Source organism: Nocardioides marmoriginsengisoli (assembly GCF_003725695.1).
GTDB classification, from domain to species: Bacteria; Actinomycetota; Actinomycetes; order Propionibacteriales; family Nocardioidaceae; genus Marmoricola; species Marmoricola marmoriginsengisoli.
Window position 1 is genome coordinate 473757 of record NZ_RJSE01000009.1, and the last position, 12524, is coordinate 486280.

General features: G+C 67.9%; 10 protein-coding genes. 8 read left to right on the forward strand and 2 right to left on the reverse strand.

Translation table 11 applies throughout. The annotated features are described in order from the left end of the window. Window positions 1-3: 3 nt before the first annotated feature. Complete coding sequence (rnpA, locus tag EFK50_RS20845; RefSeq protein WP_123229501.1) at window positions 4-345, reverse strand: ribonuclease P protein component; 342 nt, start codon at window positions 343-345, stop codon at window positions 4-6. Window positions 346-362: 17 nt separating this feature from the next. Beyond that, window positions 363-500, reverse strand: a complete 138-nt coding sequence (gene rpmH, locus EFK50_RS20850; RefSeq protein WP_123229502.1) for a 50S ribosomal protein L34 — start codon at window positions 498-500, stop codon at window positions 363-365. 511 nt (window positions 501-1011) lie between these two features. Here rpmH and dnaA point away from each other — a divergent pair. The 8 genes from dnaA to EFK50_RS20890 all read left to right on the forward strand — a co-directional run bounded on the left by dnaA (window position 1012) and on the right by EFK50_RS20890 (window position 12475). Next, on the forward strand, window positions 1012-2508 hold the full coding sequence (gene dnaA, locus EFK50_RS20855) for a chromosomal replication initiator protein DnaA (RefSeq protein ID WP_425454395.1): 1497 nt from the start codon (window positions 1012-1014) through the stop codon (window positions 2506-2508). Window positions 2509-2889: 381 nt separating this feature from the next. Beyond that, the gene (dnaN, locus tag EFK50_RS20860; protein WP_123229504.1) at window positions 2890-4053 is read left to right on the forward strand and encodes a DNA polymerase III subunit beta; all 1164 of its coding nucleotides are present in this window, start codon (window positions 2890-2892) and stop codon (window positions 4051-4053) included. A 17-nt stretch (window positions 4054-4070) separates the two neighbouring features. Then, window positions 4071-4976, forward strand: a complete 906-nt coding sequence (gene gnd, locus EFK50_RS20865; RefSeq protein WP_123229505.1) for a phosphogluconate dehydrogenase (NAD(+)-dependent, decarboxylating) — start codon at window positions 4071-4073, stop codon at window positions 4974-4976. A gap of 2 nt (window positions 4977-4978) precedes the next feature. Continuing rightward, the gene (recF, locus tag EFK50_RS20870; RefSeq protein ID WP_123229506.1) at window positions 4979-6106 is read left to right on the forward strand and encodes a DNA replication/repair protein RecF; all 1128 of its coding nucleotides are present in this window, start codon (window positions 4979-4981) and stop codon (window positions 6104-6106) included. Beyond that, window positions 6099-6698, forward strand: coding sequence for a DciA family protein (locus EFK50_RS20875; RefSeq protein WP_123229507.1), 600 nt, complete (start codon window positions 6099-6101; stop codon window positions 6696-6698). Before recF ends, EFK50_RS20875 begins: the two co-directional genes overlap by 8 nt. Before the next feature lie 279 nt (window positions 6699-6977). Beyond that, entirely contained in the window at window positions 6978-9125 is a 2148-nt protein-coding gene (gene gyrB, locus EFK50_RS20880; protein WP_123229508.1) for a DNA topoisomerase (ATP-hydrolyzing) subunit B, read from the forward strand. Between the two features lie 99 nt (window positions 9126-9224). Beyond that, a complete protein-coding gene (gyrA, locus tag EFK50_RS20885; RefSeq protein ID WP_123229509.1) occupies window positions 9225-11885 on the forward strand; it encodes a DNA gyrase subunit A in 2661 nt (886 codons plus the stop codon). Next, the gene (locus tag EFK50_RS20890) at window positions 11885-12475 is read left to right on the forward strand and encodes a DUF3566 domain-containing protein (protein ID WP_246004259.1); all 591 of its coding nucleotides are present in this window, start codon (window positions 11885-11887) and stop codon (window positions 12473-12475) included. The genes gyrA and EFK50_RS20890 overlap by 1 nt, the downstream gene beginning before the upstream one ends. The last annotated feature ends 49 nt before the right edge of the window (window positions 12476-12524 follow it).

Consider the following 12524-nt stretch of genomic DNA (forward strand, 5'->3'; position numbering starts at 1 on the left):
CCCTCATGCTCGACCCAGACAACGATCGAGTTCGACGGAAAGAGCCCGCGAATCTGCATCGGCTGACGGCGGGAGCGCCCGGACCACGAGCATGCTGCCGACCGGGAGCGAATCGATCCGCTCCCGCACCAGGTGCCGGAGCCGGCGCTTCACGCGGTTCCGGGTCACGGCGGGGCCGACCGACTTCGCGACGACGAACCCCACCTGAGTGGGTGAACTTATCGCTTTGTCGACATTCGGCTCCACCAGGTGCACCACCATCAAGGGACCGCCGGCACGGCGGCCCCGGCGGACCACGTGCCGAAATCCTTCGGCAGTGGTCAGACGGTTGTTCGAGGGCAGCACCTCAGGTCAGCAGGAGCTCAGACCGCGAGGCTGCTGCGACCCTTGCGGCGGCGCGAGGACAGGATCGCGCGACCCGCGCGGGTCCGCATCCGGAGACGGAAGCCGTGCACCTTGTGACGGCGACGGTTGTTCGGCTGGTACGTACGCTTGCTCATGAAGATCTCCACGCGCTTCTGTTGGGGATACTGCTGGGAAGTGCCCAGTGACACGTGTCTACTACCGGGTCGCACGACGCAGAACGTCGCCAGTCGGCCGGAGATCCGGTACGGATATCCAGCAGCTCGACTGGCACCGCCTGCCCGCGCGGCAGAACCCAGAACTGGGTCCGATCGTGGACATGCGGCACCGGTCGAACCGGTATCGACCTTCCCACGGTACGCGGCATCCGATTGGACGGTCAATTCGCAGAATGACACGGAGCCCCAAGGCCCGGTCAAAAGAGGCGACTATGCACCCTGAGTACGCCTAGGCGCGCAGCGACACGCCGGGAAAACGACGAAACCTGTGGACGACCAGTTGATCGCCGACGGCATCAGTTGTTAAGTTCGCACACCGACCCGCCTGAAAACGCTGAGTTCACCACTCAATTTCATGCTCGCGCACCCTGCACAACCTGTGGACAAAGGTGTGGATCGGACAACCAGGACGAGGGAGCACGAGGCGCACGTGGATTCAGCAGCAGGCACCGGTTCGACGAACACCGGTGGATCAGCCAATCGGGAGCTGGACGCCCTCTGGCCGACCATCCTCGACAGCCTTGCTCCGAACCAGCGCGTCTGGTTGGCCACGAGCAAGCCGGTGATGCTCGCCGAGTCGACCGCCGTCATCGCCGTCCCCAACGAGTTCACCAGGACCCAGCTCGAGGGCCGGCTCCGCACCCGTCTCGAGGACGCGCTCAGCGACAGCCTCAACCGGCCGATCCGGATCGCCGTGAGCGTCGACGACTCGCTGGCCACCGACGAGACCAACGACCCGCAGCTGGCGATCACTGCGGACGCACCGGTCGAGGACGTCGAACCGGCCACCGCGTTCGACCAGGCACCGAACATCAATACATCGTTTAATCAACAAGGTGCTTTGTCGACAAACATCCAGGGCAGCACGTCGTTGACCACGGGCATCCCGGACAGCCCGCTGAACCCGCGGTACACCTTCGAGACCTTCGTCATCGGCTCGTCCAACCGGTTCGCCCACGCCGCGGCCGTCGCCGTCGCCGAGGCACCCGGCAAGGCCTACAACCCGTTGCTGGTCTACGGCGACTCCGGTCTCGGCAAGACCCACCTGCTGCACGCGATCGGCCACTACGTCCGGAGCCTCTACACCGGGGCGAAGATCCGGTACGTCTCCTCGGAGGCGTTCACCAACGACGTGATCAACGCGATCAAGGACGCGAACACGGCGGCACTGCAGCGCCGGTACCGCGACGTCGACGTGCTCCTGATCGACGACATCCAGTTCCTGGAAGGCAAGCAGCAGACGCAGGAGGAGTTCTTCCACACCTTCAACACGCTGCACAACGCCAACAAGCAGATCGTGATCAGCTCGGATCGGCCGCCGAAGCGACTGACCCAGCTCGAGGACCGGTTGCGGAACCGGTTCGAGTGGGGTCTGCTCACCGACGTCCAGCCGCCCGACCTCGAGACCCGGATCGCGATCCTGCGCAAGAAGGCCGCGGCCGATCGCCTGCACGCGCCGGCCGACGTGCTCGAGTTCATCGCCAGCCGGATCCAGACCAACATCCGCGAGCTCGAGGGTGCGCTGATCCGGGTGACCGCCTTCGCGAGCATCAACCACCAGGAGGTCGACATGACCCTGGCGGAGATCGTGCTCAAGGACCTGATCCCCGAGGGCGGCGAGCCGCAGGTGACCGCCGGGCTGATCATCGCGCAGACCGCGTCGTACCACTCGTTCAGCATCGAGGACCTCTGCGGCCCGAGCCGGACCCGTGCCCTGGTGACGGCCCGCCAGATCGCGATGTACCTGTGTCGCGAGCTGACCGACCTCTCGCTCCCGAAGATCGGCCAGCAGTTCGGCGGCCGCGACCACACCACCGTGATGAACGCCGAACGACGGATCCGCAAGGACCTGGCCGAGCGCCAGACCACCTACAAGACGGTCAACGAGCTCACCATGCGGATCAAGCAGCAAGCCAAGCAGCCGTAGGAACCACCGTGAATTCCTGTGGTTCACCGGGTCGATTCCGGTGGACAGCCTGGGGACTCACTGTGGAGAAGCGGACAAGACCGTGCACAACCACCTCCTGGAACCACAGGAACGTGTCGTTCCACCACCGGAGATCCACAGCCCTCGTGGATCACAAAACTGTCGGTGACCTGCAGTTATCTGGGTTATCCACAGAATCCACCGGCCCTACTACTACGACTAGATCTACTAATTCATCCTTCGCCGCGCCACAACCGGGACCGACTCGACTTGGGGACAACCTCCCGGGTGAAACACGAGCGTGGCAGGATGCCCAGTCCCAGGGACCCGTCCCAGGCATGAGTCCTCAACCTTGAGGTAGACCCGCAGGAGGCAACACCCGTGAAGTTCCGCGTCGAGCGCGATGTTCTCGCTGATGCCGTTGCATGGACGGCCCGCGCTCTCCCCTTGCGTCCCAGCGCACCTGTCCTCGCCGGCCTGCTGATCGAAGCCGGGAACATCGACGGGACGGACGGCCTGCAGCTGTCCACCTTCGACTACGAGACCTCCGCGCGGGCCACCTTGAACGCCGACGTCTCGATCGAGGGCCGGGCCCTGGTCTCCGGTCGGCTCCTCGCCGACATCTGCCGCAGCCTGCCGAACAAGCCGGTCGAGATGTCGATCGAGGGCGCGAAGGTCACCCTGACCTGCGGTTCGGCGCGGTTCAGCCTGCAGACCATGCCGGTCGAGGACTACCCGTCGCTGCCGCCGATGCCGGAAGCCCGCGGCCGGGTCAAGAGCGAGCTGTTCGCCCACGCCGTCGGCCAGGCGGTCACCGCCGCCGGCCGGGACGACATGCTGCCGGTGCTGACCGGTGTCCGGCTGGAGCTCGACGGCAGCTCGATCTCGATGCTCGCCACCGACCGCTTCCGGCTCTCCCAGCGCGAGCTCGAGTGGGAGCCGGGCGCACCCGATCTGTCGGCCGCCGCGCTGGTGCCGGCGAAGGTCCTCGCCGATACCGCCAAGTCGCTGACCGGGGGTGCCGAGATCGCGATCGCCCTCTCCGCCTCCGGCGCCGGTGAAGGCATCATCGGCTTCGAGGGTTCCGCCGGCGGCGGCATCCGTCGTACGACGACCCGGTTGCTCGACGGCGAGTTCCCCAAGGTCCGGTCCCTCTTCCCGAGCGAGCACCTCACCCTGGCGCGGGTCGACCGCTCGGTGCTGATCGACGCGGTGAAGCGGGTCGCCCTGGTCGCCGAGCGCAACACCGCCGTCCAGCTGGCGTTCGCCGACGGGGTCCTCACCCTCGACGCCGGGTCCGGCGAGGAGGCGATGGCGAGCGAGTCGATCGAGGCCAACATCACCGGTGACGACCTGACCACCGGCTTCAACCCGCAGTTCCTGCTCGACGGACTGACGGCCCTGGAGACCCCGTTCGTGGAGCTGGCCTTCACCACGTCGGCCAAGCCCGTCGTACTCTCGGGAGTGGACACGTTGGAGTCTTCCGGCGACGCGACCGACTCGACCTTCAAGTACCTCCTGATGCCTCGCCGCCTGCTCTCCTGACCGAAAGGACGCAGCGCATGCACCTCGGACTCGTCGGCCTCGGCAAGATGGGCGGCAACATGCGCACCCGGTTGCGCAACGCCGGCCACACGGTCACCGGGTTCGACCGCAACCCGGAGGTCTCGGACGCGGCCAGCCTCGAGGAGCTGGTCGCGGCGCTGCCGAGTCCCAAGGTCGTCTGGGTGATGGTTCCGGCCGGCGGTCCGACCGACGACACCGTGGTCGCGCTGAACGGACTGCTCGGTGAGGGCGACCTCGTCGTCGACGGCGGCAACTCGCGCTGGACCGAGGACCTTCGGCACGCCGAGCTGCTGGCCGCGAAGGGCATCGGGTTCGTGGACTGCGGTGTATCCGGCGGCGTCTGGGGGCTGGAGAACGGCTACGCGCTGATGGCCGGCGGCAGTGCTGCCGACATCGCCAAGGTGCAGCCGGCGTTCGATGCGTTGAAGCCGGCGGGCGAGTACGGCTGGGTGCACGCCGGCAAGGTCGGCGCCGGGCACTTCTCCAAGATGGTTCACAACGGCATCGAGTACGCGATCATGCAGTCCTACGCCGAGGGCTGGGAGCTCCTCGAGACGGTCGACCTGGTCGAGAACGTCACCGAGGTCTTCCGCTCCTGGAAGGAGGGCACGGTCATCCGGTCGTGGCTGCTCGACCTGCTGGTCGCTGCCCTCGACGAGAAGCCCGGCCTCGAGGGGATCCGCGGCTACGCCGACGATTCCGGTGAGGGTCGGTGGACGGTCGAGGCCGGCATCGAGCACGCCGTCGCGACACCCGCGATCACGGCCGCGCTCTACGCCCGGTTCGTCTCGCGCCAGGACGACAGCCCGGCGATGAAGGCGATCGCGGCGATGCGCAACCAGTTCGGCGGTCACGCGCTGCACACCGAGCCGCCGGCCGGCGGAGACGCCGCCAGCGCGTAGCGATGTACGTCGCCCACCTCTCCCTGCACGACTTCCGTTCGTATCCCGCCGTCGAGGTCGAGATCGGTCCGGGGGTCACCGCCTTCGTCGGCCGCAACGGCCAGGGCAAGACCAACCTGGTCGAGGCGATCGACTACCTGTCGAGCCTCTCCTCGCACCGGGTTGCGTCGGACGCGCCGCTGGTCCGCCAAGGCGCCCAGCAGGCGATCGTCCGGGCCGCGGTGATCCGTGACGAGCGCCGTGCGGTGCTGGAGATCGAGATCAACCCCGGCAAGTCGAACCGGGCCCGGATCAACAAGTCGCCGCTCCCGAAGGCGAAGGAGCTCCTCGGCCTGGTCCGTACCGTGGTGTTCGCCCCCGACGACCTCTCCCTGGTGAAGGGGGACCCGTCGGAGCGCCGGAAGTTCGCCGACGACCTCCTCGTCCAGATCTCGCCCCGCTTCGCGGGGATCCGTGCCGACTACGAGCGGGTGCTCAAGCAGCGCAACTCGCTCCTGAAGACGGCTCGGACCAACCGGCGCGCCCGCGACGCCGACGAGACCCTGCTCTCCACGCTGGCGGTCTGGGACTCCCGGCTCTCCGAGCTCGGCGCCGAGATCCTGCGCCGCCGTCTCCAGCTCGTCGCCGACCTCGCCCCGCTGATCGGGAAGGCGTACGAAGCGGTGGCCCGCGGCGCGCGGCGCGACGACACCACGGTGGACTACAAGCCGAGCCTGGACCTGGTCCCCGACGTACCGCTGGAGCAGCAGCTGCTCGACGAGCTCGGCCGCCGCCGCGCCGACGAGCTCGAGCGCGGCCTGACCCTGGTCGGCCCGCACCGCGACGACCTGCTGCTCGGGCTCGGCGACCTGCCGGTGAAGGGCTACGCCAGCCACGGCGAATCCTGGTCGTTCGCGCTGGCGCTGCGGCTGGCCTCCTACGACCTGCTCCGTGCCAGTGGTGACGACCCGGTGCTGATCCTCGACGACGTGTTCGCCGAGCTCGACTCCGGCCGGCGTGCCCAGCTCGCCGACCTGGTCGCCGATGCGGAGCAGGTGCTGATCACCGCGGCGGTTCCCGAGGACATCCCCGAACAGCTCCGCGGTCGTCGCTTCATCGTCGCCGGCGGGGAGGTGACCTTGGATGAGTGACGGGACCCCGGACCCGGAGGTCGAGCCGGAGCTCGAGCCCGCGGTCGACCCGGAGACCGAGCCTGTCGAGATCACGGACGGCTCCCCGAAAGCCTCGACGTCCGAGCACGACGACGGCGGACTCGAGCTGGCCAAGAGCATCGCCCGCGGCTTGGCCGGAACGACCGGTCCGCTGCGGCGGAAGGGGAAGGCGCCGCGGCGTACCCCCGTCCAGTCGAGCTCGGCCCACCCCGACGACCGCGACCCGCAGACCCTCGACGCGACCCTCGGCCGGTTCGTCACCGAGCAGGGCTGGCAGACCGAGCTCCGGGTGCACGGCGTGTTCACCCGGTGGCCGGCGATCGTCGGCAAGGAGGTCGCCGAGCACGTCACCCCGGAGTCCTACGTCGAGGGCCGCCTGGTGGTGCGCACCGACTCCACGGCCTGGGCGACGCAGATGAAGATGCTGGCTGCGAACGTCGTACGACGACTCAACGAGGAGCTGGGCGACGGCACCATCGAGGTGATCGACGTGCTCGGTCCGCACGTGCCCCGCTGGACCAGTGGGCGGCTGCGGGTCAAGGGCCGCGGGCCGCGGGACACCTACGGCTGATCGGGATCGCTTCAGTGCCGATCTGCGGGCATCGCAGCGGTACACCCCCTCACCTGAAGCCCTGCGGTGAGGCTGGAGACGCCTTCGGAGGCCTCCAGGGGCCACATTTCGTCGAAGATCCCCCCAAACCTGTGGATGGACACGTGATTTAAGAGGCCTGGCGGGTAGACTGAGGTGTGGTCGTCCTAGTGATGGAGACATTGCGCCGGCGGCCATTTTCCGTGCGTGCACACCGTTTCGAACGTGCACGCCGTCTTTCTCCGAACGAAGAGGTAGCTCGTGGCTGACCCGGCGCACAACGAAGTAGGGCAATCCGAATCCGGGACCACCGGTTCAGCCGTCGAGGATGGCAACTACGACGCCAGCGCGATCCAGGTCCTCGAGGGCCTGGAAGCCGTTCGCAAGCGGCCCGGCATGTACATCGGCTCCACCGGGGAGCGCGGTCTGCACCACCTGATCTGGGAGGTCGTCGACAACTCGGTCGACGAGGCGCTCGCCGGCCACTGCGACAAGATCATCCTGACGCTGCAGGCCGACGGCGGCGTCCGGGTCGAGGACAACGGTCGCGGTATCCCGACCGACATCCACCCGACCGAGGGCATCTCCGCGCTGACGATGGCGCTGACCATGCTGCACGCCGGCGGCAAGTTCGGCGGCGGCGGCTACAAGGTCTCCGGCGGTCTGCACGGCGTCGGCATCTCGGTGGTCAACGCCCTCTCCACCAAGGTCATCGCCGAGGTGAAGAATCGCGGGCACCTCTGGCGGCAGACCTTCACCGTCGGCGTACCGGACGCGGACCTGGCCGAGGTGCGTCCGATGGAGGACGGCGAGCGGACCGGCACCACGATCACGTACTACGCCTCCGACGACATCTTCGAGACGACCACCTACAACCTGGAGACGGTCACCAACCGGATCCGGGAGATGGCCTTCCTCAACAAGGGCCTGGAGATCATCGTCCGCGACGAGCGGCCGCCGGCCGAGGGTCTTGAGGACATCCTCGACGACGCGATGCAGACCGATGTCGACGACGCCGTCATCGAGGACCCGGACGCCCAGGTCGACCCGATGACCGACGATGAGGCGACCGAGAACGAGGGTCGCAAGGGCGGCGTTCTCGAGCGTCGGTTCAAGTTCGACCGCGGCCTGGTCGACTACGTCGAGCACCTGAACCGCCGCAAGGTGGTGGCGAACGCCACCATCATCAGCTTCGAGGCGGAGACCCCCGAGGGCTCCGAGAACCACATGAGCCTCGAGCTCGCGATGCAGTGGAACACCTCCTACCAGGAGTCGGTGCACACCTTCGCGAACACGATCAACACCCACGAGGGCGGTACTCACGAAGAGGGCTTCCGTGCTTCGCTCACCACGCTGGTCAACAGCTGGGGCGAGGAGTGGGGCCTGATCAAGAAGCGCGAGGACCGGGTCTCCGGCGACGACATCCGTGAGGGCCTGACCGCGATCATCTCGATCAAGCTGGGCGAGCCGCAGTTCGAGGGCCAGACCAAGACCAAGCTCGGCAACACCGAGGCCAAGGGCTTCGTGCAGCGGATCGTCAACGACCAGCTCGGTGCCTGGCTCGAGGAGAACCCGGCCGAGGGCAAGGAGATCATCCGCAAGTCGCAGGCAGCGGCGCAGGCCCGGCTGGCCGCGCGCAAGGCCCGCGACCTGGCCCGCAACCGCAAGGGCCTGCTCGGCGGCGGCGGGCTCCCCGGCAAGCTCAGCGACTGCCAGTCGACCAACCCGGAGGAGTGCGAGGTCTTCATCGTCGAGGGTGACTCGGCCGGCGGCTCCGCGCGTCAGGGCCGGGACCCGCGGGTGCAGGCGATCCTGCCGATCCGCGGAAAGATCCTCAACGTCGAGAAGGCCCGGATCGACAAGGTCCTCGCCAACACCGAGGTCCAGGCGATCATCTCCGCGCTCGGTACCGGCATCCACGAGGAGTTCAACGTGGAGAAGCTGAGGTACCACAAGGTCGTGCTGATGGCGGACGCCGACGTCGACGGCCACCACATCAACACCCTGCTGCTGACGCTGCTGTTCCGGTTCATGCGGCCGCTGATCGAGCTCGGCTACGTCTACATGGCGCAGCCGCCGCTCTACCGGATCCGGTGGAACAAGCCGGCTGACCACGAGTTCGTGTACTCCGACGCGGAGCGCGACGCGGTGATGGCCGACGGTCTGGACAACGGCAAGAAGCTGCCGAAGGAGAACCCGGTCCAGCGGTACAAGGGTCTCGGTGAGATGAACGCCGAGGAGCTGTGGGAGACCACGATGAACCCGGACGCGCGGCTGATGCTCCAGGTGACGCTCGACGACGCCGCCCAGGCCGACGAGGTGTTCTCGACGCTGATGGGTGAGGACGTGGAGCAGCGCAGGTCCTTCATCCAGAGGAACGCGAAGGACGTTCGCTTCCTGGACATCTAGCTCTGCAAGGTCCGGGGATCTCGACAGGCTCGATCTCCGCGTGACCCGGATGTCGAGCTTGTCGAGACGCCGTACGACGAAGGAAAAAGGGAACCAAGGATGACTGAGACCCCCACCGAGAACCCGGGCCCCAGCGGCCGGATCGAGCCGATCGAGCTGCAGACCTCGATGCAGCGCGCCTACATCGACTACGCGATGGCGGTCATCGTCGGGCGTGCGCTGCCCGACGTACGGGACGGTCTGAAGCCGGTGCACCGCCGGGTGCTCTACGCGATGTACGACGGCGGCTACCGTCCGGACCGCGGCTTCTCGAAGTGCTCGCGCGTCGTCGGTGACGTGATGGGTCAGTACCACCCGCACGGCGACACCGCGATCTACGACACCTTGGTGCGGCTCGCGCAGCCGTGGGTGATGCGCGCGCCGCTGATCCACGGCCAGGGCAACTTCGGCTCGCCGGGCAACGACTCGGCCGCGGCGATGCGGTACACCGAGTGCCGGATGGCGCCGCTGGCGCTGGAGATGGTCCGGGACATCACCGAGGAGACCGTCGACTTCCAGCCGAACTACGACGGCCGCTCCGAGGAGCCGACCGTGCTGCCGGCCCGCTACCCGAACCTGCTGGTCAACGGTTCCGCCGGCATCGCCGTCGGGATGGCGACCAACATCCCGCCGCACAACCTCCGCGAGGTCGCCGAGGGTGCGCAGTGGGCGCTCGAGCACCCGGACGCCAGCCGCGAGGAGCTGCAGGACGCGCTGATCGAGCGGATCAAGGGACCCGACTTCCCGAACGGCGCGCTGATCGTCGGCCGCCAGGGCATCGAGCAGGCGTACCGGACCGGGCGCGGCTCGGTCACCCAGCGCGCGGTCATCGAGATCGACGAGGACAGCAAGGGCCGCACCTGCCTCTCGATCACCGAGCTGCCGTACATGGTGAACCCGGACAACCTCGCGCTGAAGATCGCCGAGCTCGCCGACTCCGGCAAGGTCCAGGGCATCTCCGACGTCCGCGACGACTCCTCGGGCCGGACCGGTCAGCGCCTGGTCGTCGTGCTGAAGCGCGACGCGGTGGCCCGGGTGGTGCTGAACAACCTGCTCAAGCACACCGAGCTGCAGACCAACTTCTCCGCGAACATGCTGGCGCTCGTCGACGGCGTCCCGCGGACGCTGACGATCGACCAGTTCATCTCCAACTGGGTCGCGCACCAGATCGAGGTCATCCAGCGGCGGACCACCTTCCGGCTGCGCAAGGCCGAGGAGCGCGCCCACATCCTGCGTGGTCTGGTCAAGGCGCTCGACATGCTGGACGAGGTGATCGCCCTCATCCGGAACTCCCCCGACGCGAACGACGCGCGCGAGGGGCTGATCGCGCTGCTCGACATCGACGAGCTCCAGGCCAACGCGATCCTCGACATGCAGCTGCGCCAGCTGGCCGCACTGCAGCGTCAGCGGATCATCGACGACCTGGCGGAGATCGAGCTCGAGATCGCCGACCTCAACGACATCCTCGCGAACGTCAGCCGGCAGCGCTCGATCGTCTCCGAGGAGCTGGCCGCGATCGTGGAGAAGTACGGCGACGACCGTCGTACCCAGATCATCGCGGCCGACGGCGACCTGTCGATGGAGGACCTGATCCCGGACGAGGACCTGGTCGTCACCATCACCCGCGGCGGCTACGCCAAGCGCACCCGGGCCGACCAGTACAGGACCCAGAAGCGGGGAGGCAAGGGCGTCCGCGGCGCGACCCTGCGCGGCGACGACGTGGTGGATCACTTCATCTCCACGTCGAACCACCACTGGCTGCTGTTCTTCACGACCGCCGGGCGCGTCTATCGGACGAAGGCGTACAACCTCCCGGAGGCGTCGCGCGACGCGAAGGGCGGCCACGTCGCCGGGCTGCTCAGCTTCCAGCCCGACGAGAGCATCGCCCAGGTGCTGGCGATCCGGGACTACGAGCAGTCGCCGTACCTGGTGCTCGCGACCCGCAACGGCCTGGTCAAGAAGACCCGGCTCGGGGACTACAACAGCCCGCGCCAGGCCGGCGTCATCGCGATCAACTTCCGCGAGGACGACGACGAGCTGATCGGTGCCGAGCTGGTGGACTCCGAGGACCACATCCTGCTGGTCTCTCGGAAGGGTCAGGCGATCCGGTTCCCGGCGGACGACAGCCAGCTGCGCCCGATGGGCCGGGCCACGTCCGGCGTCCAGGGGATGAAGTTCCGCGAGGGTGACTCGCTGCTGTCGATGTCGGTGATCCGCGCGGACCAGGTCGCGAACGAGGCCCTCGAGGAAGGTGCCGAGGGCGGCGACGAGATCAAGGTGCAGTACGTCTTCACGATCACCGATGGCGGCTTCGCCAAGCGCTCCCGGATCTCGGAGTACCGGATCCAGTCGCGCGGCGGTATCGGCATCAAGGCGATGTCGCTGGCCAACGAGGACCGCGGTGGCCTGGTCGGCGCCTTCATCGTGGTCGAGGGCGACGAGATCCTGTCGATCACCTCCGGCGGTCAGGTCGTCCGCAGCCCGATCAACGCCGACTTCCGGGCCACCGGTCGCTCGACGATGGGCGTGAAGTTCGTGACGCCCAAGAAGGACGACTCGGTGGCGGTCGTGGCGCGCAGCGTCGAGCGGTCCTCCGAGGACGACGAGGACCTCGTCGAGGGCGAGGGTGTCGAGGGCGCCGAGGGCGAGGGCGTCGAGACGGCGGAGGCTCAGGCCCCGGATGCAACAATCGAGGCAACTGAGACCGGCGAGGAGAGTTGATGGCTTCGAAACGCGAGACCTCGCCGATCGCTCCCGCGCGCACGCTGGCGGCCGAGGGAGAGACCCAGATGGTGAAGGGGCCGAAGGTTCCGGCACAGCCCGGGACGGCCGGTGACGACAAGGTCTCGCTGACCTCGCGGTTCCGCCGTACCGAGCGCGAAGGTCTGCAGCCGGCCGCCGGTCCCGGTACGCCGGGTGCTGCCGAGGGCGCGCCCCGCCAGGTGCGGCAGGCGAAGCTCCGCCTCGTCCAGGTCGAGCCCTGGTCGGTGATGAAGGCGGCGTTCGTACTCTCCGTCGCGATCGCGATCGTCACCGTCGTCGCGGTCGCCATCGTCTGGGGCGTGCTCGGCGCGGCCGGGCTCTGGGACTCGGTGAACTCGATCGTGCAGGACTCGATCGGGGACAGCAAGGGAGCGCCGTTCCAGATCCAGGACTACCTCGGGACCTCGCGGATCCTCGGCTTCACGATGCTGGTCGCCGTCGCCGACATCGTCCTGATCACCGCCATCGCCACCTTGGCGGCGTTCCTCTACAACCTCGCGGCGACCCTCGTCGGGGGTATCGAGGTCACCTTCGCCGAGGACAAGTGAGCCGCAGCTCCACGAGGGCCGACCTCGTTTTGTAGGGGCCGAACCGCAT